This is a genomic window from Pusillimonas sp. MFBS29, from assembly GCF_020687695.1.
GTDB lineage: Bacteria > Pseudomonadota > Gammaproteobacteria > Burkholderiales > Burkholderiaceae_B > Pusillimonas_C.
Map to the genome: position 1 here is coordinate 1 of NZ_JAJEWL010000010.1, position 25,571 is coordinate 25,571.

24 protein-coding genes and 1 other RNA gene are annotated in these 25,571 nt (G+C 55.1%); 12 read left to right on the plus strand and 13 right to left on the minus strand.

From position 1 onward, the window contains the following. A partial coding sequence (locus tag LKR43_RS14065) for a transposase (protein ID WP_227684941.1) occupies positions 1 to 377 on the minus strand: 377 nt, incomplete at its 3' end. 951 nt (positions 378 to 1,328) lie between these two features. On the opposite strand from LKR43_RS14065, the gene LKR43_RS14070 reads away from it, so the two are divergent. From LKR43_RS14070 to LKR43_RS14085, 4 genes are read left to right on the plus strand one after another with little or no spacing between them, the layout of a single operon-like run. Further along, positions 1,329 to 2,177 carry a TnsA endonuclease N-terminal domain-containing protein gene (locus LKR43_RS14070; protein WP_227684832.1) on the plus strand — a complete coding sequence of 283 codons (849 nt, stop codon included), beginning with the start codon at positions 1,329 to 1,331 and terminating at the stop codon, positions 2,175 to 2,177. Continuing rightward, on the plus strand, positions 2,174 to 4,021 hold the full coding sequence (locus LKR43_RS14075) for a transposase family protein (protein WP_227684839.1): 1,848 nt from the start codon (positions 2,174 to 2,176) through the stop codon (positions 4,019 to 4,021). Before LKR43_RS14070 ends, LKR43_RS14075 begins: the two co-directional genes overlap by 4 nt. Further along, positions 4,021 to 5,025, plus strand: a complete 1,005-nt coding sequence (locus tag LKR43_RS14080; RefSeq protein ID WP_227684841.1) for a TniB family NTP-binding protein — start codon at positions 4,021 to 4,023, stop codon at positions 5,023 to 5,025. Before LKR43_RS14075 ends, LKR43_RS14080 begins: the two co-directional genes overlap by 1 nt. Then, complete coding sequence (locus tag LKR43_RS14085; RefSeq protein WP_227684842.1) at positions 5,022 to 6,428, plus strand: helix-turn-helix domain-containing protein; 1,407 nt, start codon at positions 5,022 to 5,024, stop codon at positions 6,426 to 6,428. Before LKR43_RS14080 ends, LKR43_RS14085 begins: the two co-directional genes overlap by 4 nt. A 223-nt stretch (positions 6,429 to 6,651) precedes the next feature. Here the strand turns inward: LKR43_RS14085 and ssrA are convergent. Further along, positions 6,652 to 7,017: a transfer-messenger RNA gene (gene ssrA, locus LKR43_RS14090) on the minus strand. 210 nt (positions 7,018 to 7,227) lie between these two features. Between ssrA and sstT the strand changes: the two genes are divergently transcribed. Continuing rightward, positions 7,228 to 8,481, plus strand: a complete 1,254-nt coding sequence (gene sstT / locus LKR43_RS14095; protein ID WP_227684844.1) for a serine/threonine transporter SstT — start codon at positions 7,228 to 7,230, stop codon at positions 8,479 to 8,481. A gap of 151 nt (positions 8,482 to 8,632) precedes the next feature. On the opposite strand, the gene nirK is transcribed toward sstT, so the two are convergent. Continuing rightward, the gene (gene nirK / locus LKR43_RS14100; RefSeq protein WP_227684846.1) at positions 8,633 to 10,039 is read right to left on the minus strand and encodes a copper-containing nitrite reductase; all 1,407 of its coding nucleotides are present in this window, start codon (positions 10,037 to 10,039) and stop codon (positions 8,633 to 8,635) included. Between the two features lie 237 nt (positions 10,040 to 10,276). Here nirK and LKR43_RS14105 point away from each other — a divergent pair, with 237 nt between their 5' ends. Both LKR43_RS14105 and dbpA read left to right on the plus strand, forming a co-directional pair. Further along, complete coding sequence (locus LKR43_RS14105; RefSeq protein WP_227684848.1) at positions 10,277 to 10,927, plus strand: FMN-dependent NADH-azoreductase; 651 nt, start codon at positions 10,277 to 10,279, stop codon at positions 10,925 to 10,927. An 83-nt stretch (positions 10,928 to 11,010) separates the two neighbouring features. After that, positions 11,011 to 12,402 (plus strand): ATP-dependent RNA helicase DbpA, encoded by a 1,392-nt coding sequence (gene dbpA / locus LKR43_RS14110; protein ID WP_227684852.1) that lies wholly within the window; start codon positions 11,011 to 11,013, stop codon positions 12,400 to 12,402. A gap of 30 nt (positions 12,403 to 12,432) precedes the next feature. On the opposite strand, the gene ribA is transcribed toward dbpA, so the two are convergent. The 5 genes from ribA to LKR43_RS14135 form a co-directional block, all read right to left on the minus strand. Further along, positions 12,433 to 13,101, minus strand: coding sequence for a GTP cyclohydrolase II (ribA, locus tag LKR43_RS14115; RefSeq protein ID WP_227684853.1), 669 nt, complete (start codon positions 13,099 to 13,101; stop codon positions 12,433 to 12,435). Between the two features lie 156 nt (positions 13,102 to 13,257). Next, a complete protein-coding gene (locus LKR43_RS14120; protein WP_227684854.1) occupies positions 13,258 to 13,962 on the minus strand; it encodes an ABC transporter ATP-binding protein in 705 nt (234 codons plus the stop codon). Continuing rightward, on the minus strand, positions 13,949 to 15,787 hold the full coding sequence (locus LKR43_RS14125; protein WP_227684855.1) for an ATP-binding cassette domain-containing protein: 1,839 nt from the start codon (positions 15,785 to 15,787) through the stop codon (positions 13,949 to 13,951). The genes LKR43_RS14120 and LKR43_RS14125 overlap by 14 nt, the downstream gene beginning before the upstream one ends. Next, positions 15,784 to 16,650: a branched-chain amino acid ABC transporter permease gene (locus tag LKR43_RS14130; protein ID WP_227684856.1), complete on the minus strand. Its 867-nt coding sequence runs from the start codon at positions 16,648 to 16,650 to the stop codon at positions 15,784 to 15,786. The genes LKR43_RS14125 and LKR43_RS14130 overlap by 4 nt, the downstream gene beginning before the upstream one ends. Positions 16,651 to 16,763: 113 nt before the next feature. Then, positions 16,764 to 18,110, minus strand: a complete 1,347-nt coding sequence (locus LKR43_RS14135) for a substrate-binding protein (RefSeq protein WP_227684857.1) — start codon at positions 18,108 to 18,110, stop codon at positions 16,764 to 16,766. A 548-nt stretch (positions 18,111 to 18,658) separates the two neighbouring features. Between LKR43_RS14135 and LKR43_RS14140 the strand changes: the two genes are divergently transcribed. From LKR43_RS14140 to LKR43_RS14150, 3 genes are read left to right on the plus strand one after another with little or no spacing between them, the layout of a single operon-like run. Continuing rightward, positions 18,659 to 19,156, plus strand: coding sequence for a hypothetical protein (locus LKR43_RS14140; protein ID WP_227684858.1), 498 nt, complete (start codon positions 18,659 to 18,661; stop codon positions 19,154 to 19,156). Between the two features lie 9 nt (positions 19,157 to 19,165). Beyond that, positions 19,166 to 19,528 carry a hypothetical protein gene (locus tag LKR43_RS14145; RefSeq protein WP_227684859.1) on the plus strand — a complete coding sequence of 121 codons (363 nt, stop codon included), beginning with the start codon at positions 19,166 to 19,168 and terminating at the stop codon, positions 19,526 to 19,528. Positions 19,529 to 19,573: 45 nt separating this feature from the next. Then, positions 19,574 to 19,915, plus strand: coding sequence for a hypothetical protein (locus LKR43_RS14150; protein ID WP_227684860.1), 342 nt, complete (start codon positions 19,574 to 19,576; stop codon positions 19,913 to 19,915). A gap of 30 nt (positions 19,916 to 19,945) precedes the next feature. On the opposite strand, the gene LKR43_RS14155 is transcribed toward LKR43_RS14150, so the two are convergent. The 3 genes from LKR43_RS14155 to LKR43_RS14165 all read right to left on the minus strand — a co-directional run bounded on the left by LKR43_RS14155 (position 19,946) and on the right by LKR43_RS14165 (position 21,178). Then, positions 19,946 to 20,146 carry a hypothetical protein gene (locus tag LKR43_RS14155; protein WP_227684861.1) on the minus strand — a complete coding sequence of 67 codons (201 nt, stop codon included), beginning with the start codon at positions 20,144 to 20,146 and terminating at the stop codon, positions 19,946 to 19,948. Between the two features lie 55 nt (positions 20,147 to 20,201). Continuing rightward, positions 20,202 to 20,741, minus strand: coding sequence for a DUF2306 domain-containing protein (locus LKR43_RS14160; RefSeq protein WP_227684862.1), 540 nt, complete (start codon positions 20,739 to 20,741; stop codon positions 20,202 to 20,204). A gap of 122 nt (positions 20,742 to 20,863) precedes the next feature. Then, positions 20,864 to 21,178, minus strand: coding sequence for a hypothetical protein (locus LKR43_RS14165; protein ID WP_227684863.1), 315 nt, complete (start codon positions 21,176 to 21,178; stop codon positions 20,864 to 20,866). A 156-nt stretch (positions 21,179 to 21,334) separates the two neighbouring features. Between LKR43_RS14165 and LKR43_RS14170 the strand changes: the two genes are divergently transcribed. Beyond that, positions 21,335 to 21,499, plus strand: coding sequence for a hypothetical protein (locus LKR43_RS14170; protein ID WP_227684864.1), 165 nt, complete (start codon positions 21,335 to 21,337; stop codon positions 21,497 to 21,499). Between the two features lie 12 nt (positions 21,500 to 21,511). Here the strand turns inward: LKR43_RS14170 and nagB are convergent, their stop codons facing one another. Continuing rightward, complete coding sequence (gene nagB / locus LKR43_RS14175; protein ID WP_227684865.1) at positions 21,512 to 22,273, minus strand: glucosamine-6-phosphate deaminase; 762 nt, start codon at positions 22,271 to 22,273, stop codon at positions 21,512 to 21,514. 246 nt (positions 22,274 to 22,519) lie between these two features. Between nagB and LKR43_RS14180 the strand changes: the two genes are divergently transcribed. Continuing rightward, complete coding sequence (locus LKR43_RS14180; RefSeq protein WP_227684866.1) at positions 22,520 to 24,628, plus strand: hypothetical protein; 2,109 nt, start codon at positions 22,520 to 22,522, stop codon at positions 24,626 to 24,628. An 88-nt stretch (positions 24,629 to 24,716) separates the two neighbouring features. Here LKR43_RS14180 and LKR43_RS14185 read toward each other — a convergent pair whose 3' ends face one another. Further along, entirely contained in the window at positions 24,717 to 25,256 is a 540-nt protein-coding gene (locus LKR43_RS14185; RefSeq protein ID WP_227684867.1) for a lipocalin family protein, read from the minus strand. Between the last annotated feature and the right edge of the window lie 315 nt (positions 25,257 to 25,571).

Genomic DNA, 25,571 nt, shown 5'->3' on the forward strand with positions numbered 1-25,571 from the left:
GCCAAACCTCCGCCTTGCCTTCTGGTATAAGCCCAGGCCGTCCCATTTGTGCCATTGGTAAACCCTCCATCATTCAATATTAATAGGAAGGTGTTGCAATGACCCATTGAACCTACCGCGGCTTTTTTTAAGATATCGCGCTCTTCGGTAACACGCCGCAACTCTGCCTTTAGCCGACGAACCTCGCCCGCCTGATCAGCTTCCCGGCGCACTGCCGTGCAATCTGCTTGCCCATAGCGCTTACGCCACTGATACAGGCTGTGGGCACTCACTCCCAACCGCTCAGCAACATCGGCCACTCTGTGCCCACGCTCAGTCACCTGGCGAACGGCTTCGATCTTGAATTCTTCGGTAAATCGCTTCGGTTGTGCGCTCATGCTCATGACACCTCCAGATATCCTCATTATGAGGCAAATGGGTGTCTAGGGTAGCCGGGCCGATTCATCCCAATTTTTTCAATAAAAATAAAGCAAAAAAATTAAGCATCAATAAAGAAACATAGGTTTTATTTTTTCAATTTAAATAGATTTATCAATAAGGCATTGTTATTTTGAAACACCAAAACAAGACCCATGCTCATTATATAAAATATAACATGGACACATATTAGATTACAATCAACCCCACCACTAATTAGTCTAAAAATTACATTTACGCCTCACCAATTCAATTTAAACAAGCAATTAAAATCCTCAATCGCACTAAACAACAATTATTAAAGAGATAGGCAATTAATAAAAAACAAACATTTATTATTTTATTTAAAAGCTAATATTAATAAAAAATCAAATTAACCTAACAACCTATCTGATCAAGAGAACCTAACGCTCCGCACACCAACATAGAAAACAAGCAAGCAAGCAAGCAAGCAAGCAATAGACACTAACAGCATAAATCCAATATCTCAAGAAATAATTAGCTAACAGCTAGGCATGTTTATTTTCTCAATAATATAAAAACAAGCCAAATTGATCCAAATTGATCCAAATTGATTTTAAGACAATTTAAAAAATAATTGACTTGTGCATCGATTCTTCTTTGACATTACCCAATTCAATAACAATAATAATCGCAGATAAAACGAATTTCTTTTATGTTTCCCAAGAAAATCCAATTCAAGAGTTATGGTCTAGATCAAGTTGGCACGCCCCGCGCAGCTTCTTGCATCTACTGAAACCAGAGCATTACGACTTGCATTAATTCCACGGAAACACCACCTAAGTTAGATTAACTTGTTAACAGATGCGCAATTAGAGTCTTTGTTCGCGAATCTTGGTACGCCAGAATCAGGGAGCCGACTGATCATCGAAGCCAGACGGAACGCACCCGTGCGAGAAGTGAAATCCAATGGCTCGAACGTCATCACAATTCTCTCCAGCCGAAAAATGGGGCGGGAAATTGCCACTGAAAGCCGCAGGACTGAGTACGCGGCGGCGCTTGAGCTCGAAGTAAGCAAGGAGGTTCTGGAATACTACCCACAGCCTTGCACGCTGAAGCTCGAACTCATCGATCCCGAAACCGGTGAGGTCCATCCCATCGATCACACGCCTGACTTCCTCGTCATCCAGCCTACACAGATCCTGCTACAGGAGTGGAAGACGGAAGAAAAACTCATGCATTTGGCCCGCCGCCAGCCCTGGCGCTACGAGAAGCGGGGCTCACATTGGCGTAGCCCTCAAATTGAAGCGCATCTGGCAAAGCTTGGGATTGTTTATGAAATACACAGCAGCGCCGAAATGCACCCGAACCGAACCAAAAACTGGGAAGTACTGGAAGACTATCTGCATGTCGGTGCCCCTGCGTCTTCACCCCTGACCGTGCAGCGGCTGCGAGTCGTGCTGGCCGAGCATGGTCGCTTGAGTCTGCGCGATCTACAAGGCCCAGGGTTCGGTTTTCTGGCCGATGAGCTGAACCAGGCCATCGTCGAAGGGCATCTCGCATGTAACCTCAGCTCAGCTTTGCTGAGCGCCCCAGACGATTTCATGGTGTATCGAGATACCGCGCTGATGGGCTTCTATGCGGCAGGTCACACAACCCTGCCCACCGTAACCAGTCCAGCATTCTCCTTGAATCTCGCGCTTGGGGTTCGCTTTCGCTATGACGCCAGACCCTGGAGGTATCACTGCTGGGTGAGCACGATGTCGTCTGCCGAACCATCGAGAACGAAGGGACAGTGACACTGGCTAAGGAATGGTTGCTCAACGCCATTTCATCGGGCCAACTGGTTCAACTGCGTGGTATCCAGCAAGATGGCCTGGACCTGCACCCTCTGGTGCACTACCCTGGGCCGGCACTGGAGCTTGCACAACATCGCGCCCAGATTCTGGACATGCCATATGACCCCGCTACCACCCGACTGTCGCGGCGTACGTACTACCGGCTCCAATCCCAGCAGGCCAGCACTGTACTCAATGGTGGCCATCAAATTCTGGCCCTGGCCCCGCGCCACGTCGACAAGGGCAATCGCAGCCAGCGGCTATCGGCCGAGCAACTAGCCGCCATGGAACACATTCGGCAGACCTTTTATGCAACTCCGCGCGCGCCTAACGGCAAAGCCGTATACCGAGAACTGCAGACCCACTGCAGCCAAGAATCCATCGTTTGTCCCAGCTACCCGACGTTTCTGCATCACCTGAAAAGCCACGAAGACGATGCCATGCGCAAAGTCCGCTATGGCAAGCGCATTGCCTACCAGAACCGACAGTTTTACTACACCCTGGCCTATGACACCCCACGCCACGGGGTGCGGCCCTTCGAATGCGTGCATATCGACCACACGCTGCTGGATATCGAGCTGAAATGCCGGCGCACAGGCCTGTCGCTCGGTCGACCATGGTTGTCAATGATGGTCGACGCGTTCTCCCGTCGCGTGATGGCCTTGCATCTCGGATTTCAGCCGCCTGACCGCTCGGCGGTCCTGATGGCCCTGCGCGCCTTCGTGAAACGCTGGAATCGGCTGCCACAGATGCTGATGACCGACAACGGCAAGGACCTCATCGCCCAAGACGTGAAGCATTTCCTGACAAGCATGAATGTCCACTTCCGGCTGCGCCCAGCCGGCCAGCCTCGTGTTGGCTCGGTTATGGAGCGGCTCTTCGGGACGTTGAACACGCAACTGGTGCACAACCTCGATGGCAATACCGAGCTCACCAAGCAGGTTCGCATGCTCACGGGTTCGCACCTACCCAAACACCTGGCGAACTGGAGTCTGGAGAACCTATATACAGTGCTGGAGCACTGGGCCTTTGAGTTCTATGACCAGAAGACGCATCCTGCACTTGATATATCGCCACGCGAAGCCTTCCAGCGGGCGTTGCGCGAAACCGGTGAGCGGCCACACCGGGCGATTGCCTTCAATCAGGATTTCCTGATTGCCACATGTCCGTCGGTGGACCGAGGTGGCGAGCGTACGGTTGACCGCCAGCGCGGCGTGAAGGTCCACAACTTCTACTACCAGTCGCCCCATTTTGACAGCGTGCTGCTAGCAAAGAAGAAGTTTCCGGTGCGCTATGACCCATATGACGTTTCCCGCGTCTTCGTTCAGTTGCCCAGCCGTCAATGGATTGAGGCACGCAGCATGCAGCTGCAGCACTTGCCGCGGGTTAACGTCCGGCAGCTCGAAGCCATCAGCGCTGAGTATCTGAAGGTGCATTCCGGCGGCGCCCTAAACCGGCACGACGCGATAGCCGGCACTCAGCTGCTGGAGTTTATCGCCACGATGTCGCCCGACGCGGAGGTGTTCCGCCAGGCGCAGATGCTGGGTGAGACCGAATTCCTGCACGAAAAACTAGGCCTATTGAACGAAGACCAAGTAGGCTCCCGCCCCAAGGTCTTTGGGTTGGAACCCCTGAAGAGCTTCGCCTTGGCGCACTCCAGCGGACAGGGCCTTACTACCCATCGAGGCAGTCAATCTTCTCCGCCGGCTAGGCCGTCGAAGGTCAGGCAAGCCGATACTGAGTACGCCAGAGGTGCAGGCAATGAGGCCTCAGATGCTGGATTTGAATACGGAGATTTGGACTAATGAAAAAGACGACACAGCAAGAAGCGTCACTGACCACTGTGCACACGCTTCTGAATAAACGCATCAACCACCCTCGCATTGGCGAAGTCATTGCCGAGGTCGAGGCGCTGGGAACCATGGGCCAAGGCCATATCCTGATGGTGACCGGCCCCACGGGCGTAGGCAAGACCACGCTTGCGCACACACTGTATGCCCGGATGCTCAAACGCTACCAATCGGAAATGGCGCAGCACCCAGGGCTCATTCCCGTCTTGCGCATAGAGGCAAGGGCCACATCGGAAACGGAGTTCAACTGGAAACTGTTTTATTCCGACATTCTGGAGCAGCTCGAAGGCCCTATGGGGACCCCTGCGGGGGTTGAGTACGGGGTGGACCCTAAGACGAACCGGGTCTACCGACCTCTGGGGCGCAGCAAGAACACGGCCGCAGGCCTGCGTAAAAAAGTCGAAGAGGCACTGCGCGCCCGAGGGGTGAAGGTCCTCATGATTGACGAAGGCGGGCATCTGACCAACGTGTCCGAGACCCGAATGAAGCGTCAGACCGATGCCTTGAAAAGCCTGTCCAACTGCGCAGGGTGTCAAATCATCCTGTTCGGTTCCTACGACATCCTGGGCGTGAGCCGCCTGTCGGGGCAACTGGCCCGTCGCATCAAGGAAATTCACTTTTCACGATACCGCAGCGACTGCCCCGACGATTGCATCGCCTTCGAGGGTTTTTTGCAACGACTGGAGCATGATGCGCTAGGCTATTTCGATGGCTTGCTGCTGGAAAACGCCCAGCTGCTGCAAATGAACACGCTCGGTTGCATCGGCACCCTGATGGACCTCATCAGAGGTTTTATCTCCAGAGCCCAGAATTATGATGGCGTTTCCCAGGCATTGCTCGAGAAGAGCCTGCTCACTCAGGGTCAGCATGCTGCCATTCTGGAGGAAATCCGTCTGGGTGAGGAGCGCTTTGCAGGCGAACAATTCCGGCTGCCGAGTACCAAAAGGCGTGCAGCATGAGCAGCATCTCTGCCATATCAGCTGCGGCTACTCTGGGTCTAAGTGCATCCACACCCAGGTCCACATTGCATGCTTTACCGCCTATAGGACTCGGAACCTCTGAGGTAGAAAGCCTGACAAGCTATTTTTGCCGCCTCGCGAACAGCCACGCCTGCACGACTAACGACTTGGCCAAGTTCATCATCGAGCGTATCGAACCGGGCCGTTGGGAAACGCACCAGGGTACGCCCGGAAAGAGTCGCTTTGTCTGGTATCAACGCTCAATTTCTGGCGTTGGCGACAGCGCCCTGAACTGGGCAGGCATGCTGAGCGCACTGACGGGTGTGGCCACGCTACAGCAACTGACCTTGCTACCGCTGCAGGGCTGCGTCGCTGCCAAGGGCCTCATGGCGACGCGGGCTCGTTGGTGTCCATATTGCCTTGCCGACGACCAGAGGGAAGGTCAGCAACCATACTTTCGATTGGCCTGGGATATCGGTCTGAACAAGGTTTGTGTCCGACATCTCACCGCGCTGATCGCTCGCTGCCCGCACTGCAACGCATCCAACGTCCGGCATACCGCCAACGTCGTGGTGCCAGGGTGGTGCACTGCTTGTGGATGCTTTCTGGGGAGCGCAATCCCGTTGGATCCGACGATTCCTCCAGCCACAGAGCAGAAACTGGAAATTGAACAGGCACGCTGCATCACCGACCTCTTGGCTGCGATGTCAACATCCCCCGAGACCGGGCCAGCCTTTACGCCCGACATCGAATCTTTTCATCAGGGCGTTGAGCGGCTTATTGGCGACATGGATGGCGGCTTGGCTGCGCACTTCGCCAGACGACTGGGAGTCAGAAAATCAACAGTCCATTATTGGCGGACCGTTCGCACACCGCTCACCCTGGAGGCGCTTGTCCGTATAGCTATGCATTGTGGTGTTTCACTGGCAAACCTGCTACAAGGCACGCTGGCGGATTGGTGCCCACCTCCAACAACCCAGCAGTTGGCACTGCAACTGGGCTATCCTTTACCCAATCAGCATCGGCCAAAACGCCAGCACGACTGGGGCGCCATTCGCCAGCGGCTTCGGGATGAGCTGAAGCAAACCGAACCACGCAGCGTCACCGAGGTCGCCAAAGCTCTGGATATCGATGTGCGGCACTTATATATCCAGGCCACGACAGAAGCCCGAACTCTGGGGGCATGCTACGTCCAACATCTGCACCAGCGGGCCTTACAGGCCCAGACGGCCATTTACGCAGAGCTGCTGCAGGCTTGCGAAATACTGCGTGAAAATGGCGAGAGCATCACGGTGGAACAAGTGGCGCAGTTGGTCGAACCCAGGACACTGAACTCGACTCGCCACCTTTATACGGTGCTCTCCAGCCTGGCCGGGCAGGCTGCCAACGACGCTGCCATGTAGATATCGCAGGCCATCCGACTGAAGGCTGACCGCGCTAACGTCCACGCAAAAAAAGGGATGCTTCCAATTGGAGGCACCCCTTTTGCATGGGCAAAACCTTGATCAATACCACATTTTCGCGATAAAGCATAATGTGGCACTTCGTGAAATAAAGCATAAGATGGCAATAGTGCCAACTTATGCTTTACTCCACACCAACCGAGAACGGTTGGGGTTTCATTATTGGTGGAGTCGGGGGGAATTGAACCCCCGTCCGCAAGCCCTCTGCAGGCAGTTCTACATGTTTATTCGGTTCACTTTAAGTTTTAACCTTGGATCATGCCAACCGACAGGCCCTTCCTTGGCGATTCACATTAATTTAAGAACATGCTGAGTGACCCAACATATTCCGATTCTTTGTAAGTGACGCTGCTGTAGGTTTTACCCTACCTAACCCAAAGACAAATTAGTGCAGCGGCTTACCGCATTAAGCGGCTAAAGCGAAACGCTCGTCGTTGGCGTTTATAGTTTTCCAGTGGATTTACGAGCTTACTGGTGCTCGACATGCCCTGCTCTGTTTCGCGACCCACGTCGAAGCCGGATCGACCCCAGATCAGCCATTATAGCCTATCGGGCTTTTTTTTACTGTTTTTAAGGTGGTAGAATTAGCCCCGGCTGCAATTGTAGTCTTTTTGTAACAATAATAAGTCACATGGCTTGCAGACACTGCCTGCCAAATGTGCGGCGCTCACGAGGCGCATTCTGTGGTGGAGCTCATTTTTCTTTTAAAGGCCGGCAGGCCTAGCTTTGGAGTTCCCTCATGCCTCGTGCATCAAACAATCAAAATCCGCTGTTGCAGTTCGTCAGCAATGGCAGTCTTGTCACGCAGATCCTGATCGGCCTGGTCGCCGGCGTTATTCTGGCCCTGGTAGCGCCGCAAGCGGCCGGCGCAGTGGCACTACTGGGCAATCTGTTTGTCAGCGCGCTCAAAGCAGTCGCTCCCGTGCTGGTTTTTGTGCTGGTGGCTGCTGCCATCGCCAACCACAAGCATGGTCAGCAGATCAGTATGGGCCCGATCCTGGTCCTGTATTTGCTGGGAACTTTCGCCGCTGCCCTGGTGGCCGTTGCAGCCAGCTTCATGTTCCCCCTGACCATACAGCTGAAAGTCGACGCCCAAACGCTCAGTGCACCCGGCGGCATTATCGAAGTGCTGACCACACTACTCATGAATGTGGTCGACAACCCTGTTAACGCGCTGCTCAATGCCAATTACATTGGCATTCTGGCATGGGCCATCGCAACCGGCATCGCCATGCGCCACGCGCACGGCGCCACCAAGAATGTGATGGCGGACCTGTCCATGGTTCTGTCCTTCATCGTCAAGGTGGTGATCCGCTTTGCGCCTCTTGGTATTTTTGGATTGGTTGCCGCGACGATCGCCGAAGCCGGCCTGAATGCCTTGCTGGACTACGCGCGTCTGTTGGCGGTATTGCTTGGCTGCATGTTTTTGGTGGCACTGGTGGTCAATCCCATCATCGTTTTTGCCAAGATCCGTCGCAACCCCTACCCGCTGGTCTTTACCTGCCTGCGTGAAAGCGGCATTACCGCCTTTTTCACACGCAGTTCGGCTGCCAACATCCCGGTAAATTTGGAGTTGTGCAAGCGTCTGGGTCTGCCTGCAGAGACTTACTCCGTTTCGATCCCGTTGGGCGCCACCATCAATATGGCGGGTGCTGCGGTGACCATCACCGTCCTGACGCTGGCTGCCGTGAATACACTGGGCATACAGGTTGACATCTTTACCGCGCTGTTACTGAGCGTGGTCGCCGCCATTTGTGCTTGCGGGGCATCGGGCGTTGCCGGTGGCTCTTTGCTGCTGATTCCGCTGGCTTGCAGCCTGTTTGGCATTTCCAATGATATTGCCATGCAGGTAGTTGGTGTCGGCTTCATTATCGGCGTCTTGCAGGACTCTACCGAAACCGCCCTGAATTCCTCGACCGATGTGCTGTTCACTGCTGCAGGTACTTACGACCAAATAGCCAGGGAAGCAGCTACCGGTTCAACGAAAGCTTAAGCAGTTCGTACCCTGCCCCGGTTTGCGGGTCGGTACGATTGAAAAAAAGCAGGGCCTGCATAATGCAGGCCCTGCTTTTTTGTGTATCACCGGCAGGTTGCCGGTGATACAAGGCGGCTGACTTCACCGCCGGTTGATGACATCGTAAGGCTTAGTGATGTCCTGCCTTGGGAGCCGCTGCTGCCGGAGCAGGATCGTGCGCGTGGAAGACCTTGTTGTCTTCCGGACCGGTTACGGTAAGGACACCAGCCAGGCCTTTTTCAACACGCGACAGGGCGTGGTCGACCAGGATGTAGTGACCGGGATAGTCGGTCTTGAACTCAACCATGGCAGCACCGCCCGGAGGAACCGAGGTGGTTTGCACGTCAGTCAGCGGTGGGCTGGTCAGGGAGGCGTGTGTGTATACGCGATCAAAAACTTCACCGATAACGTGGAAACTGGACGTCAGGTTGGGGCCACCTACACCAAAGAAGATGCGGACGGTTTCACCGACTTTGGATTCCATTTTGTACTGCTCGCTCAGGGCGCCCATTGCACCGTTGAACATCAGGTGCTCGGGGTTCTCGTCCAGCAGTTTTTCAAGCGAGAACTCCTGGTGCCCCTGTGCCCCGTGTTTTTCTGCGGTATAGAGTTCACCTTGCATGACGTAGAACTCGCGATCGACTTCAGCCAGGCCGCCTTCGGGTTCGACCAGGATCATGCCGTACATACCGTTGGTGATGTGCTGCGCCACCATAGGCGTTGCGCAGTGATACACGAACAGTCCGGGATGCTTGGCCGTGAAGGTAAAGCTCTTGGCCTGACCGGGAGCTGCTTGCGTGACATCGGCACCGCCGCCCGGGCCGGTTACAGCGTGCAGGTCGATGGAGTGGATGTGCGAAGCATCGGAGGCATTGGAAAGGTTGATGGTAACCGTATCACCGACACGTACACGAATGAACGGACCAGGTACCGTGTTGTTGAAGGTCCAGTATTTGTAGGTGCTGCCGTTTGCCAGCTTGCCAACGACTTCGGTGGTTTCCAGATCGACAGTAACATGCTCGGGGCCGCGCTTGCCGACGGGAACACCGACTTCAGTGGGATCCTTGGCAATATTAAGCGCCGTGCTCTCGGCTTGTTCCTGAGGCTCGCCCACAATCAGCTTGCCGAACATGCCGGCGGCCTTGTGGCCGGGCAGTGTGCACAGATATTCGAATGTACCGTTTCTGTCGGCACGGAACACGATGGACGTGGCCGCTCCCTTGCCGGTAATGTGGTCGGACTTGGCGCCGAACTGGGGTACAGCAATGTCGTGTATGGCACCGTCGCCATTGATGACGTTGATCTGCACGACGGCATTTTCAGGTACTTTCAAGTCGGGATTGATTTGCCCGCTGATGGCACCGGCGTCACCCACAAACACCAGCTTGCCGTCTGCGATGTTGGTACGCAGAGTAAAGGTGATGTCAGGTGTGTAGGTGACAGTGCCATGCGGCGCATCGCCATCGTGGGCCGCAAAAGATGGGGCGACAAACCCCAGCGATGCCATAACGGCCATTAACACAAGCAAAATTCGCATTATTGTTCCCCTATAAATTTGCGATTTAATGCACTCCAGTCTGCACTGTGCCTTGTCCACCACATACCTTCTTTGATGTAGGTCAAGGTAAGCATATGCTAGCACCACAGACCCTCTTATTACCAACAAAAATGGAACAGTAATTCGCAAACCGCATGGGTTATCAAACAATAAGGGCTAATCCATAATGGACACATCAATATTTTTGCCATTAGCAATCAGACCTTCGGAGAACTCATGAAACTGCTGCGCGTAGACTCGAGCATTAACGGTGCCAATTCCATTTCCCGCAAACTCACCCAGGACATCGTGGACCAATGGGTAGCGGCCGTTCCCGGCACACAAGTCGAAACCCTGGACCTGGCCGTGGATACACCGGCTCATTTTTCCCAAGACGCCATGGGTTTTCGGCTGCCTCCTTCGGATACCGAACTGACCGAAGCACAGCGTCGCGAAAACGCCTTGTCTGAAGCCCTGGTTTCCCAGTTTCTGGCTACCGACGTCATTGTGGTGGGCGCCCCCCTGTATAACTTCTCCGTGCCTTCACAACTGAAAGCCTGGATAGATCGACTTGCACAAGCCGGCCGCACTTTCAAGTACACGGAATCGGGCGTGGTTGGCCTGGCGACGGGCAAGACTGTCATCGCAGCCCTCAGCCGCGGCGGTATCTACTCGAACAGCGAAGCCGGTCGCGCCATGGAGCATCAGGAAACCTACCTGAAGACCATCTTCGGCTTCTTCGGCATCACCGACATCCGTATCGTGCGCGCTGAAGGCACCGATATGGGTGGCGACAGTCGCGCCAAGGCACTGGAAACGGCCGACCGCTGCATCAAGACCATCGCCACCACCAGCTTCGACGCGCAAACCGACGAAGCCGCAGCCTGATTCACGACAGGCTACAATCAGGCCTGTTCTGGTGCCTGCCCAATCCCGGGCCGGCACCATTAGAACCTCAATGTGCCTGAACAGTGACCTCCCCTCTTCCTTTCTCCAGCCTGCCGCTTTCCCAAGCCATACTCGATAACCTGGGAACCCTGGACTACCAGGCCATGACACCCATACAGGAACAGAGCCTGCCGCTCATACTGGAAGGTCGCGACCTGATCGCACAAGCCAAGACCGGTAGCGGAAAAACCGCGGCGTTCGGATTGGGCATAGTTCACAAGCTGAACGCATCGGCCTATCACATCCAGGCGCTGGTACTGTGCCCTACCCGCGAACTAAGCGAACAGGTAGCCAGTGAACTGCGCCGCCTGGCCCGTGCCATCGGCAACATCAAGGTACTGACCTTGTGTGGCGGTACGCCAATACGGCCGCAGACCGAATCCCTGAAGTTCGGTGCCCACGTCATTGTCGGCACACCCGGGCGCCTGATGGATCACATTGAACGGGAAAGCGTGGATTTTTCAAGGCTGCACACCCTGGTGCTGGACGAGGCCGACCGCATGCTCGACATGGGCTTTTACGACGACGTAACCAGAATCGTGAAAGCCTGCGCCACCCGGCGCCAGACATTGCTGTTTTCAGCCACCTATGCCGACGACATCCGCAAGGCAAGCGCACGGTTTCTGCGCGCTCCCGCCGAGGTCAAAGTCGAGTCTGTGCACGATGCGGGCCAGATCGAGCAGCGTTTTTACGAAATCGATGCCGACCGGCGCCACAGTGCGGTGGCCCAGCTGCTGGAACATTTCCGTCCTGAATCGACGCTCGCTTTTTGCAATACCAAAGCACAGTGCCGGGAGCTGGCCCAATACCTTGAGTCGCGCGGCTTCAGCGCGCTGGCGCTGCATGGAGATCTGGAACAACGCGAACGTGAAGATGTGCTGATTCAATTTGCCAATCGCAGTTGCTCGGTACTGGTTGCCACCGACGTCGCTGCACGTGGTCTGGACATCGACTCACTCGACGCAGTCATCAACGTCGAGATCACACCCGATCCCGAAGTTCATATACATCGTATCGGCCGTACCGGCCGCGGCCAGGCCAAAGGGCTGGCTTTGAGCTTGTGCGCACCCTTTGAAATGCGCTGGGCCAACCAGATCGAACAATACCAAGGTCAGTCCATCAGCTGGGCCAACCTGAAGTCGCTCAAGCCCGCCCCGGGCGGGCGTTTGCGCGCACCCATGGTGACGCTATGCATACAAGGCGGCAAGAAGGACAAGCTGCGCCCTGGCGACTTGCTGGGTGCGCTGACCAAAGACGCGGGCTTTGCCGGCGCCCAGATAGGCAAGATCAATATTCTGGAATTCGTCAGCTTCGTCGCACTCGAGCGCGGCATAGCAAAACAGGCCTACGGCAAACTGAGCACCGGCAATATCAAGGGCCGGCGCTTCAAGATGCGCTTCATGGCCGAAGTCTGATTCCAACGCAGCCTGTACGGGTAACGGCCGTTACAGGCGCTCCTTGAGCCAATGACCCAGCTTGGCCGCCTTGGTGCTCAGGTAGTTTTCGTTAAACGGATTGCGATTCACCTGTATGGGCAAACGTTCCTCTACACGTACGCCTATCTTTTCCATGGCCCTGACCTTGCGCGGGTTGTTGGTCATGAGCCGCAAGGACTTGATGCCGAACTTGTCGAGCATGGGCTTGCATAAATCGTAGCGCCGCATGTCGGCCGGGAAGCCCAGCTGTTCATTGGCTTCGACCGTATCCGCCCCGGCATCCTGCAGCTGATAGGCACGGATTTTATTGACCAGGCCAATGCCCCGCCCTTCCTGACGCAAATACAGCAAGGCACCACGACCCTCGGTCGCAATTGCCTGCAGCGCAGTTTCCAGCTGCGCGCCGCAATCACAACGCTGACTGAACAAGGCGTCTCCGGTCAGGCATTCGGAATGCACCCTGGCCAGAACGGGTCGGCCGTCGGATACGTCGCCAAGGGTGAGGATAAGATGTTCTTTGCTGGTAGCAGGATCCAGGAAAATATGGATAAGAAATTCCGCCCAGGGCGTAGGCAACTTGCTGGATGCGACAAAATCCAGCTGATAATTTACCAATCTGGCGCCATCAACGTTTGTTTCGTCTTGTGCAACCGGATCAGCACCTGGCTTGTACTGCATGATAAAAAAACCTCGAGGAATCTGGCGAAGCCTGACACGCGTCAGTCCCTGCATACGCACCAGCGCTGCCTGCCTACAGGCAATATGATACTGCGGCAAGCAATGAAAAGGGCAGCCGCTAAGGCTGCCCCGGTCAGCAAACCAAGAAATGGCCTGCTATACCTTAACTCCAAGGTATTTTTGAATCACAGAATTATCTTGCTGCAATTCATCAGGAGTGCCGTCGAATACCATATGGCCATTGTTGATCAGGTAACAGCGATCGGCCAGCGAAAGTGCCGCCCTTACGTTCTGCTCCACAATAATAATGGTATTGCCGGCTTCAGCCAGACGGCGGCACACCTCGATAAGATCGCGCACGATCAGTGGGGCCAGCCCCTCGAAGGGCTCGTCCAGCATGATGATGTTGGCGTTGCGTATCATCGCCCGTGCAATGGCCAGCATCTGCTGCTCGCCACCCGACAACTGCTTGCCCCGATTGCGCCGGCGTTCGGCCAGACGGGGAAAGGTTTCGTAGATTTCATCGAGCGAGCGTGCCTGGTCTGCCGACATCGCCGCAAGCTGCAGGTTCTCCTGCACAGTAATGGACCCGAATACGCGCCGCTCTTCGGGGACTAGTTGTATGCCACGCCTGGCCAACTGATACGGAGGAAGCTGCTGCACTTCTGTCCCGTTATGGCGGATGATGCCGCTTTTGGCCTGCACCATGCCCATCAGGGTCTTCAGCGTAGTGCTTTTGCCGGCGCCGTTACGGCCCAGCAAAGCCACCACTTCATTTTCTTCCACGCGCATCGACACGTCGAACAGGATATGGGAATCCCCATAGTAGCTATTGATTTTATCGACCTCAAGCAGACTCATGCTCGTCCATCCCTCCGAGATATGCTGCCTGGACTGCCGGACTCATCCGGATTTCGTCCGGAGTGCCTTCCGCCAGTTTGCGGCCTTCATAAAGTACGGTAATACGCTCAGCCAGCTCAAACATGGCATCCATGTCGTGCTCGACGATGACCATGCTGCGGCCCTTGCGTATTGATTTAAGCAGTGCAACAACGAGCACGCGCTCTTCAGGCCCCAACCCTGCCAGGGGCTCGTCGAACAACAGCACATTGGCACCCGTGGCCAGTGCCAGGCCGATCTCGAGGCGTCGCTTCTCGCCATAAGACAGCTCTGACACCAGGGTATCACCCTGACGCTTGAGCCCCACCAGATCGATGGCTGCATTCACCTGCTCATCCAGACCTTCGGAGTTATGCAGACCACGCAGCATATCGGTGCGGAACTTGCCACGGCTGCGTGCCAGCACAGGAATCGCGGCATTCTGCCGGACAGTCAACCCCTCGAACAACTGATTGATCTGGTAGCTCTTGCTCATGCCCAACTGACATACCGCGGTGACGCCGATGCCGGTGATTTCCTGGCCGCGGAAGAACACCTGCCCTTTGGTCGTGGCCAGCTCGCCAGCAAGCATGGCAAAGAAGGTTGACTTGCCTGCGCCGTTCGGCCCGATAACGCCATGCATCGCGCCTTCAGCCAGGGAAAAGTCCACATCACTCACAGCGGTAAGCCCGCCATACTGCTTGGTGATGCCACGTGCCTCGAGTACGGGCGCACCCGGTCTGTTGGCGATGGGCGGCACAATAGCCAGTTCTGCACTGCTCTCGGTATCGGCTTCGTCATCGACGTTGGCAGCGCCTTTGCGGCGACGCTTCATGAAGTCGATCACACCACCTGCGACCCCATGACGGAACACCGTCACCAGCACCACGAACACGATGCCCAGTATCAGCTTCCAGTAGGCACCGATGTCGGATACCTGTTGCAAGCCTTCATACAGATACAGCCAGATGGTGGCACCCAGCAAGGGTCCCAGCAGCGTACCGGCGCCGCCCATCACAGTCTGTATAACCAGCTGTGCCGAAGTATCGAGTGAAAAGGCATCGGGTGGCATGTAAGACTGGAACACACCCAGCAGCCCACCTGCCAGACCACCATAGGCGGCGGCAATCACGAACACCGTCAGCTTATAGTTTTGTATGGCATGACCCAGCGCCATGGCCCGCTTGGGATTACCGCGGATGGCCTTGAGTACGGCACCAAAGGGAGAGCGAACGATGCGGCGTGCGACCAGATAGCCGATGAAGAAAAATGCCGCGACAAACCAGTACATGGGCCAGCCACTGGAAATATTGATGGTTGTGAAGCCCAGTGATATTTCGGGTGGCGGCACACCGGCAATGCCGTTTTCCCCTCCGGTGTACTCCTTGAACAGCGAGTTCTCCAGAAAGTAGAACATCTCGCCAAAGGCCAGCGTGCTCATGGCAAAGTAGATGCCTGTACGACGCAAGGTCAGGTAGCCGATGGCCAGTCCTGCCAGGGCTGCAATGACCACGCCACACAGCAAAGCCAGCAGCATGTTCGGCACTATGCCCGAAGTCAGCAGATACGCTGCTACAAAACCACCCGTACCATAGAACGCCGACTGACCGAAAGACAGCAGGCCGGTGTAGCCAAACAGCAGGTCGAATCCCAGACCGAACAGACCCCAGATAAGAATACGGGTCAGCAAGTCTGCGCTCATGCCCAGATACGGCAAGACGAACGGAGCGGCAAGCAGGCACACGCCCACGATTATTTCGGGAAGGCGATGGCGCAAGTATTTGCCGGAGTGTTGATGCGTGCTCATTCGCGGCCCTCCTGTCCCATCAGACCTTGTGGCCGGAAGATAAGAATCAATGCCATCACAACAAACAGCATCACATGAGAGTATGCAGGATTAAACATAGAGGTAAGACTGAGTATGACGCCCGCGATAATGCCGCCGATAATTGCTCCGGGAAACGACCCCACGCCACCGATGACCACCACCACGAAGGAGTCGACCAGTATTCGGTGTCCCATGTCGGGCGACAGGGTAACAATGGGTGAATCGATCACCCCCGCATAGCCAGCCGCCATGGCGCCAAGGCCGAACACCAGCAAAAAGGTACGCTTGACGTTGATGCCCAGGGCGTTGACCATCTGTGCATCTTCAATGCCTGCGCGCACGATCAGGCCCAGACTGGTGCGGTACAGCACGTAATACAGCACGGCCAGGGTGGCCGCCGCAATGCCCAGCGCCTCGAGACGATAAAGCGGGTAGATCAGTGTGCCGATCTTGGCAATGCCCTGCCCCCACTCGGGTGTGGGCACCGACAGGCTGATGCCGCCGTAAATCGACCTGACCAATTCCACCAGGATGATGCCTATGCCGAACGTGACCAGAATCTGGTCCTCGTGCGGACGGCTATAGTATTGACGCATGAGGCCACGCTCGATGATGAGCCCGACCACCAGGGCCACCAGCGAGCCCGCGACGATGGCGACGACAAAAGAGCCCGTCATCTCGTACGCGGTGTAACCGGCGTATGAGCCAACCACAAACAAGGCGCCATGCGCAAAGTTGATAACCCCGAGAGTGCCGTAGATAATCGTCAAACCGGTACTGATAAGCGCCAGCAACAGACCAGTGGCCAGTCCGTTGAATAGCTGTGATAAGAACAACGACATGCTCGGCATTCAAGTTCCTCCTTTACATGTAGCGCACCCGGAATGATCCGGACGGGCGGCCCTGCCCCGTGCAGGGCTCCCGTCCGGCCATTCTTTGTTGTCGTTATTTTTTATTAAACGTATGGGCCCAGCTTGCAGCCCAGCACACCCAGTTCGGGCAACGCGTCGCGGCCATTGACCACTTCCACAACCTCGAAATAATCGTCGGGGTTTTTCATGTCCTCTTTCTTCTTGCCCTTGACGATCGGGAAGTTGATGATGCCCTGGTGATCTTCAGCGCGGAAGCTGACTTCACCCACCGGACCCTGACGGATCTCGCCCGCCTCGTAGGCCTTGATGACATCAGGCGGATAGAAGCTGCCGGCCCGCTCGCAAGCGTCTGCCCACATGACGGTGGTCAGGTATGCGATATATGCCGAGTCACGCGGTTTGGCCTTGAATTTTTTCTCGAAGGCCGTGACAAAATCTTTGGCGATCGGATACTGATCCTGCAAAGTCCACCAGAAGCCGGTTGCGCCATAAACGCCACCCATGATTTCGGCACCGATTTCCTTTTCAAGGAAGGCCGACATATAAGGCACCACGATGTTCATCTTGTCGAGCAGACCAAACTGCTTGGCTTGCTTGATGGAGTTCGCTGCGTCGGCACCGTAGGCAATCACGACCAGTGTGTCGGCATCGCTGTTGGCGATATTGATCAGGAAGGAGCTGTAGTCTTTCGCGCCCAGGGGGTGCACTTGCGAGCCTACGGTTTTCCAGCCTTGCTTCTCGGTGAACTCGACCATGGAGTCATAGGTGGTATGACCGTAGGTGTAGTCAGGCACCAGGTACATGGCCTTGCGATCCTTGCCCAGCGACTTGGCCAGCACGGGAGCGATGGCCTTGCAGGCGGTGTAAGCAAAATAGCAAAGACGGAAACCGTAGCGCTGGCAGTCAACGCCGGTGGTTTCGTTCGAGCCGCTGATGGCCGGCAGGTAGATCGTGCGTTCGCGGTCGCAAACCTTTTGCAGGGCGATGGCAACGGCACTACTGGTGCTGCCCGAGATCATCATGGCCTTGTTGTCATGAATGAAACGGCTTGCTGCCTGAACCGCCGTATTGGGCTTGGTTTCGGCATCGGCCACACCAAACTTGACGGTCTTGCCCAGCACACCTTTTTTGGTCAGGGGAGAAATTTTCTTGACCTCTTCCGCCCCTGCATTGAGCTGCTCAACCGCCAGCTCATAGCCCTTCTGCTGGTCGGCGCCCTGAGCCGAGTATGGGCCCGTGATATCGAGTGTCAGGCCAATGAAAACCGAATCGCCCTCGACACCTGCGGGATAATTGCCAATAGGCTTTTTTTCCTCGGCGGCCAATGCCATCTTGGGTGCGCCAGCCAGCAATGCGCTGCCTGCGGCACCCATTTTCAGCATCGAGCGCCGATCTACGCCACCGGCTTTTGCGTGTTTTTTGTCATCCATCCTGTAACTCCTTTTAGTAAGTCAAATGGGGTTGTCACTCAGTGCCGGATTGCGCTGGCACCAGGTCTACAAAGGCACAGCTTTGTTATCTGTTTTGCCCTGAGTATTAGAAATACAATTTGAAACTTACGTAAAACTTACACAAGAAAGCCCTATGGCCGCCCTCGCCCTGACTTTGTCGCTAAAATGCGACCATGAAAGTGTGGATAATCTTGCTCAGCATGCTGGCTGCCGGCCTTACATGGTGGTGGAATACGCGCGACACCAACCGTAGCGTTCGCCAACCCCTGAAACGGCGAATAAAAGTCATAACTACAAGCCTGGCTGCGGGTGTGGCGGTTTACTTCTTCCTTATGGCAATCGCATTTATTTATCTATTAATTGCAAATAGATGATATCTTTTTATATATTTGCCAAAAAAATTGTAACTTAACACCACATAAGAAAAAAAAGAAATTCATTTACGTTTACAATAGTCACAAATCATCTGCTTTTAGTTACGTCTAGCACCAGACTTTCAAATTCAGATTTGTAAACAGGGTCTCACCATGACCGTGAATTTCACCAAACTCGCAATGGGAACCGCCTTAATGGCAGCCAGTACGCTTGCCATGGCGGCAAGCCCTGCAACATGGCCCGTCAGTCCGTCGCGTCTGCATCTGTCAACACCGTTTGGCACGCTGAACGTTGCACCCAGCGAATATGTCTACGAGTCACGACTTCGGGTCGACGCCGTCGACGTCGAGCCTGCCATCAAAGGCATGCTCAATATCACTTATGCCTTTCGTACGCCCAAGGCCCAGATTGCCCTGGTTTCCATCAACGACGGCAATAATACCTGCCCCATCAGCTATCGCTGGGTCGTGCTGCATGCCTCTGGCTACGACCTCTCATCCGAATTCGGCTCATGCTCCGACCAGATCCAGGTAGCGGCAAAGGGCCCTCTGCTCACCCTGAGCACACCCAGCAACGAGGTTCCGGGTAAAATCGATGTTTATACCTACGATGGCAAAACCATCAAACGTCGAGTCACCCAGAAACCTTGAAGACGAAATTTGAACACATCCAATAACGAAACCTGGGGCTTCCTGCACCCCGAATGCCATGGCCAGCAAGCGCTCATGTTTTTTAGCTGGGATCTGGCAAAGACCATTGAGCAACAATTCAAGCTGCATGCCAATTCCAGCCTTGATACGCAGGTTCACGAAGCACAGAAAGCCGTAGACCGCCTGCTGAACCAGTACGTGCAGATCCAGGCCAACCCCGCAGCCTTTGAAGGACAAAGCATCAAGCTCACGCTTGAAGTGGATGAAGCCGATCCACAGGCATCCGTAGTTGCACTTCAAACGTCGCCGCACCTTGAAGCCCTGATACTTCAGGCACAAGAACAGCACCAGGGCTCCAGCAGCATCAATTAGGCCATGCGGGAAACTTCCCGCAAGCAGTACTCATCCGAGGTCACTATGACAACACGCCAGTGGGGCTACGAGCGTGCCGAATGCACCGGCGATCACGCCCTGAATCTGTTTCTTGACGATCTGGAACACCTGGTCGACCATTACGCGGCCGTGAACGGCCAACAGCCCGAAACGCGGGTGTTCCAGGCCCAGGCGGCCGCCAACAAACTGTTGCAGGCCTACCAGAAGAACGCAAGAAATACCGATGCCTTTACGCATCAGTTCATAGAAATCAAATCAATAGTGGATGCGCAGGACCAGCTTCAGCTGGTACCAATTTTTTCCAGCGGACTCAAGCAGCATTTATTGAGGCTATTGAAGAAATCGAACGCGCGAACGCAGCATTAGCCAGCCACGGGTGGCTGGCTGTGCATCGCATCAGGGATGACCGACGTTCGAGCCGCCACGCCCGAAGCAATCGAACGATACCCGGCAGAACAAACGACGCAACGCGGCTTTCCAGGCACGGCGTTGCGCCGGCTCGGTACCTGCTGCCATCAAGAGCAGCAGCAGAAAAAGCACCCCTGCGCCAAGGGTGGCCAAGGTAACAACCAACAGAGGTACAAGCAACTGATTCATTTCGCGCCTCCTAGTAATTACCCCTAGTGTACGCTTAACCTCAGTGACTTGACTACTATTCGCCCTGGCCCTCTGGCAGCCCGGTGTGGCGCTTCCTGATGATGGCCGATGCCAGGTGACGCCCACCCAATACCACCGCCACGCCAACGACTATCCATACCCACAATGGGATGGCTGAATCGGTACTGCCGGCAGCAGATGGTCCGAAAACCACATCGTGCATGATACGGCCAGGCAGGAAGGTAAAAAAGGTAGCCAACAGCAAAGCGTTATAGAACGCCACCTTCATGAGTTCGGCATGCTGCATGACCTTGCGCTGCCGTATCGCAAAATAAGCACGCAACAGCAGAACCAATGTAATCAGGGAAAGTATATGGATGGGGCTCCAGGGCCCCCAGGTTTGAAGTTCGTGGATGTAGAACGAAGAGATGACCGTAACCAGCATGACCACCAGCCAGAAACGACCCACCCAGCGATGGGTAACAGTGCCTTTTCGGCGCAGCATCATGAACACCGCAAGACCCAGTGCGATGATGGCTGTCCAGGCGTGCAACTGTATGACAGCCGAAGCGGAAGTCAGGGGAGCGAGGCTCATATCGCTACATTAACACCGGATAACAGCACGCGGATATAAGTAATCTCCCTTTTCTGCCATCATGGCGGGATTTCGATCCTACAGCCGGAGCCGATCTGAAGAAAGACGTATAGTCCCGTCCATCATTTTTCGTCGGTACGCCTGTCGTTGCTATCCTTATCGGGACGATCCCTGGTCTCGGGCGCACCCCTCACCTGCTCCACCTGCTCGCGATCGTTCTCATGATCACGAGAAAGCTCATGCGCCTTCGGGCCCTTCACACCCGGATAACTCTGGGTCTGGCCCTGGCCGGGCTCACCTTTATCGTGTTGCCCGGCTTCGTCTTTGCGCAAATGCCGCGGCGTATTGTGAGCCGGATTGGCTTGCCCCGGGTTGGATGAATCATGTTGTTCACGGTTGCGCTCCGTGGGACTGGACGGGTTCTGATGGCTGGGCATATTGTTCCTCCGCAAATGCAGTCCGGTATTCCCGCAGAATACCTTCAGATGGCTGATGCAGACTCAAAGCAAATCCCGTGCCTGACATATTCCAGCTGCCGGGAACGGCAATTGCTGGCAAAGGGCCACACATCAAGCGTCCAAAAAGGAGCGTTCATGAACGACCACGTAGTACCACCACCCGAGCCCCATATCCCCAATCCAGGGCCCGATGAAATTCCCCAGCCCGAGCAGGACGACGTAGAGCTACCGCCTTCCGAAGAGCCCATACCGGCCAGGGATGATCCGGATATGGATCCCCTGCCCGAACGCGCAGAATGAAACGATAAACGCCTAGCCGTTCGCCACCAGACGCTGCTGAGTCGCCTCTTCGGGCAGCAGGCTCGCAGCGGCTGCGTCAACAATAATGGTTGCTGCCGGATGCCGTTTCAGCACCGTAAAAGGAATTGCTTCGGTGATTCCACCCTGGTACCACTCTGCCACGATCCTGGCCTTGGCTTCGCCAGTCGCCACCAGCACGATCTCTCGCGCCTGCATAATCTCTGCCATCCCCATGGTGATGGCAGACACCGGCACAATTTTGCCTTCGGCAAAAAACCGGCTGTTGTCGATGCGAGTCTGTTCGGCCAGTTCCACAACATGACACGGGCAATCAAAAGCCGTCCCCGGCTCGTTAAACCCGATGTGCCCGTTCCCACCCACACCCAATAGCTGCAGGTCAATGCCGCCCGCAGACTGCAGCTTGCCGGAGTATGACCGGCAGTGTGCGTTCAGGTCTTGCGCCAGACCGTCAGGCAGGTGCAGCCGTGCAGCATCAAACGCAAGGTGCCGGAACAAATGCTCTTGCATGTACGCCGCATAGCTCTTGGGATGATCAGCACTTAAGCCTATGTACTCATCCAGGTTGAATGACGTCAGTCGCGAAACGTCCAGCTCTGTATGCCTTGCGGCGGCAACAAACTTTGCATAAATCGGCTCCATGGTGCCGCCTGTGGCCAGCCCAAGCACGGCATCTGGCTTGGCCTGAATCTTTGCAACAAGCATGGCGCTGACATAGTCCGCAATGGAGGACGAATCCGGGAAGATTTTTAGCATGAGTGACCGATGGCTCTCGCTGAATGATTGGGCACGAACCTGAGTGCGTACCAGACAAAATTCAGCGATCGTATCACGGGGGTCGGCTGCTAATTGTGGGAATTTGTTAAGGGAAACCTGCCCCTGATTTAATGACAAATTATATTTTGAATGTCAAAATGTAATTAATTTCGCGTCGCCGTACGTGTTTTGTGGCACAGAAGATTCCGCTACCCGTAACTACATTGAACGACTGGGGGCAACATCATGACACTGAAACACTCTCTGATGGCGATGGTTTCGCTATTCCTTTGCCTGATACTGGCCGCATGCGGCAGCAGCAACGGCAGCGACACCACCGATATCACTGCAGATAGCAGCAGCCAGTACTCCACCCGCATCCATATGCTCATGGCCGAATCAGGAAGCCTGACGCGAGTGCCGGCCAGCAACGAAACAGGCTCCTGGACGCTAACACTAAACAATATCGAGCCAGCAGCCTTGTGGTACACAGACCGGCCCGGCCGCGAGTCCGGATCCACTCCAGTCAAAGAGTACGCAAGCTCCACCTGGGATAGCGCCTACGGCAACATCAACCCCAACGCCACACTGCAATTCAGGCCAACGGGTGCCGTCGATCTGGAAGGCGTATACATAACGCTGTCCAATCCCCTATACGACGAAAAACTCAATACACTGACCTTCCACGCAAAACTCCTGAATGACACTCTGGACCAGCCAGTACCCGACTCCGTGGCTTTCACCTCCGTCACACTCAATGTGCTGAACAATGCCGCCGACGACCAGGAAGTGTCCTCTTACATTCAATACGCCAGCCAGGCGGTCTTGCTTCCCGCTGCCACCCCCAATCAGTATCAGGTCGTGTTAAGCAATGCCGGACCGGATATGTTCTGGGTTGATAACGCGCCGGGAACATATTCCGACAGCCGTCCCATGTCGTACTTTTTCCCGCAGTGGGCAAACGTCTTTGGCGACAATCCGCCCAATGCTGCGCTGTTCGGCACAACCGTCACCGGCGAGCTGAAACTGTACTTTCTAACCCTGACCGAGCCAAAGTACGACGCGGCCTCAGACCAGGTGAGCTATACGGGAACGCTTTTACGGCCAGAGCACGGGGCCATGGAAGCACTTGATCAAGTCGTCCTGAGCATCGATTCAGGCCAATTCAGCCGCTTTCCCTTGCCTGGAAAAGGGGTCGCCTACCAGGCTTTTGGAGAAGGTTATAACCCCTCATCGGCCAACAGCTCCTGGATCTACTTCGGCAGCGACATTGCGCGCAAGCAAACCGGTGCACTGTGGGGACCAAGCTCTAACCTCTTGACAAGCTGCAACCTGGGCACGAGCTTCGGGTCATCTTGCCGCAACGACCTGCAAACCATGAAAAACATGGGCATTAACCTGATCCGGCTCTACGACTGGGATACACGAAACGACCACAGTCAGTTCCTGAACCACGCCCACAGCCTTGGGCTTAAAGTCGTGGTGCCCATCAGCAACTGGTTACCCCAGAACCCTGCTAAATGGACTGCACAGGTGCCCGACTATTTCAACGAACTTAACTATGGCTTTAAGGGCCAAGGCGGCAAAATAGACTGGCATCCCGCCATAGCAGGCGTCATCATCTCGAACGAGCTTGATCACGGCGCCGGCAGTCAGTACGATAATCTGGCCATGTACGAGAACGCAATTGGTCTGGTGGCAGCCTTCCTGAAGAAAGCCGATGAGCTCGGATTCAGCAAGAGCGTGCCGGTCGGCGTACCCGTAACCTTTGTTCCCAAAGGTGCCCCCAACGGGCCGAAAAACCAAACCACCGGAGCAGTAACAAGCATGCCAAGCTGGGATCAGTTCGAGCGCTTGCTGTCCGATAGCCGCACCGCACCGTACAAAGACAGGCTGATGCTGTGCCCCAATACATACAACAGCCAGGACTACCTATTCAATAATGCCGAAAATACGGGCAAAGGCTGGGTGCAACTGACTTACGAGCGCTTTAATCGCCCTATTCTGTTCACCGAAATCGGCCTGAGCCGGGCAGAGAGCTACTACACCCCGCAATTCGTCAGGGATCAGCTACAAGGCGTTATCAGCTATCAACAGGCCAATCCTGCGCATGTGCTCGGCGCCTTGCATTTCCAGTTTTCGAACAAGGTCTGGAAACAAACACCTGGCGATACCGACACAGAAGGAGCATTCGGATCATTCCGTCACGCCGCCGTCTTGCAGTCGATATTAACGGTGAAGGAAGACTATACCTACTGGCCAGGTGAGCCCTCCGGTGATAACCACGGCACGCTTACGATCAACGCGCTCGAGCCAACATCCACTTATGATGCTGTGGTTGAAGCATATAAATAAGTGCGTTTCACCTTCCTCTTGTGCCCGCTAACGATCCAAGGGCATGGGAAACAGGCCCGGCCCAATAAGCCGGGCGATAAGCGTGCAATTACTGCGCTGTCTTCTTGACCTCATCTACCGGAAATCCGAGAGTTTCGGCGTATTCCAACAAAGCGTCAACCGTCGTTTGATCCGCCTGCTTATCCCGCGACAGCACCCATAGATACTTGCGATCTGGCGTACCTACGAGGGAATACCGGTAGTCACCTTCAAGCCTAAGTATCCAGTAATCGCCCCAAACCATGGGCAACCAAGATGTCCACTTGGGTGCGAACCTTACTTGCAGTATTGCAGGGTCACGCGGATCAACCGAGTTCGACAGCCTGCCCGCCCCCTCCGCTACCTCGGTGCCGCCGCCCTGAGTTTGGCATCGATTAGTGACGCTGATCGTGTTATCGGTATTTAACTTGTAGTCGGCCTGAACATCACTGGCACAATCTTTTTGGAAGCGATTCGGCAAACGCGCCTGCTCGTACCATGTTCCTACGTATTTACCCAGATCGACGCCCGCCTGCGTCGGCAAGTTTGTATTTGATGTGGCGCACCCAGCGAATATTGCAACGAGCGGTATAGCAAAGATTTTCTTCATTTTTTCTCCGGTAGGACCACCTGAAGAATAACCGCCAGCGCTCCCGCGCGGTACGCCCACCTCGCCCCCAGCCACATAGCCAGTCACGCAAAAACGGTCACGTTTTGGTCACAGCAGGAGGCGGAAAAGGAAAAGGCCGCTTGACGGAGCGGCCTTAACTTACTGATTTAACTAGGTAATTCTGGTGGGCTGTGACAGGCTCGAACTGTCGACCTACGGATTAAGAGGCAAACCAAGCAAGGGGTAGTTTACCCCTAATCACTTGATTTTAGTAGGTATTTTCATCACCCCAGATCACTGAAAATGACCTGTTTT

Bases quoted from the DNA above. Each gene is read 5' to 3' on its own strand.
- LKR43_RS14080 (WP_227684841.1), top strand. From the start codon at position 4,021: ATGAAAAAGACGACACAGCAAGAAGCGTCACTGACCACTGTGCACACG.
- LKR43_RS14085 (WP_227684842.1), top strand. From the start codon at position 5,022: ATGAGCAGCATCTCTGCCATATCAGCTGCGGCTACTCTGGGTCTAAGT.
- sstT (WP_227684844.1), top strand. From the start codon at position 7,228: ATGCCTCGTGCATCAAACAATCAAAATCCGCTGTTGCAGTTCGTCAGC.
- nirK (WP_227684846.1), bottom strand. From the start codon at position 10,039: ATGCGAATTTTGCTTGTGTTAATGGCCGTTATGGCATCGCTGGGGTTT.
- LKR43_RS14105 (WP_227684848.1), top strand. From the start codon at position 10,277: ATGAAACTGCTGCGCGTAGACTCGAGCATTAACGGTGCCAATTCCATT.
- ribA (WP_227684853.1), bottom strand. From the start codon at position 13,101: ATGCAGTACAAGCCAGGTGCTGATCCGGTTGCACAAGACGAAACAAAC.
- LKR43_RS14120 (WP_227684854.1), bottom strand. From the start codon at position 13,962: ATGAGTCTGCTTGAGGTCGATAAAATCAATAGCTACTATGGGGATTCC.
- LKR43_RS14125 (WP_227684855.1), bottom strand. From the start codon at position 15,787: ATGAGCACGCATCAACACTCCGGCAAATACTTGCGCCATCGCCTTCCC.
- LKR43_RS14130 (WP_227684856.1), bottom strand. From the start codon at position 16,650: ATGTCGTTGTTCTTATCACAGCTATTCAACGGACTGGCCACTGGTCTG.
- LKR43_RS14135 (WP_227684857.1), bottom strand. From the start codon at position 18,110: ATGGATGACAAAAAACACGCAAAAGCCGGTGGCGTAGATCGGCGCTCG.
- LKR43_RS14140 (WP_227684858.1), top strand. From the start codon at position 18,659: ATGACCGTGAATTTCACCAAACTCGCAATGGGAACCGCCTTAATGGCA.
- LKR43_RS14150 (WP_227684860.1), top strand. From the start codon at position 19,574: ATGACAACACGCCAGTGGGGCTACGAGCGTGCCGAATGCACCGGCGAT.
- LKR43_RS14155 (WP_227684861.1), bottom strand. From the start codon at position 20,146: ATGAATCAGTTGCTTGTACCTCTGTTGGTTGTTACCTTGGCCACCCTT.
- LKR43_RS14160 (WP_227684862.1), bottom strand. From the start codon at position 20,741: ATGAGCCTCGCTCCCCTGACTTCCGCTTCGGCTGTCATACAGTTGCAC.
- LKR43_RS14165 (WP_227684863.1), bottom strand. From the start codon at position 21,178: ATGCCCAGCCATCAGAACCCGTCCAGTCCCACGGAGCGCAACCGTGAA.
- LKR43_RS14170 (WP_227684864.1), top strand. From the start codon at position 21,335: ATGAACGACCACGTAGTACCACCACCCGAGCCCCATATCCCCAATCCA.
- nagB (WP_227684865.1), bottom strand. From the start codon at position 22,273: ATGCTAAAAATCTTCCCGGATTCGTCCTCCATTGCGGACTATGTCAGC.
- LKR43_RS14180 (WP_227684866.1), top strand. From the start codon at position 22,520: ATGACACTGAAACACTCTCTGATGGCGATGGTTTCGCTATTCCTTTGC.
- LKR43_RS14185 (WP_227684867.1), bottom strand. From the start codon at position 25,256: ATGAAGAAAATCTTTGCTATACCGCTCGTTGCAATATTCGCTGGGTGC.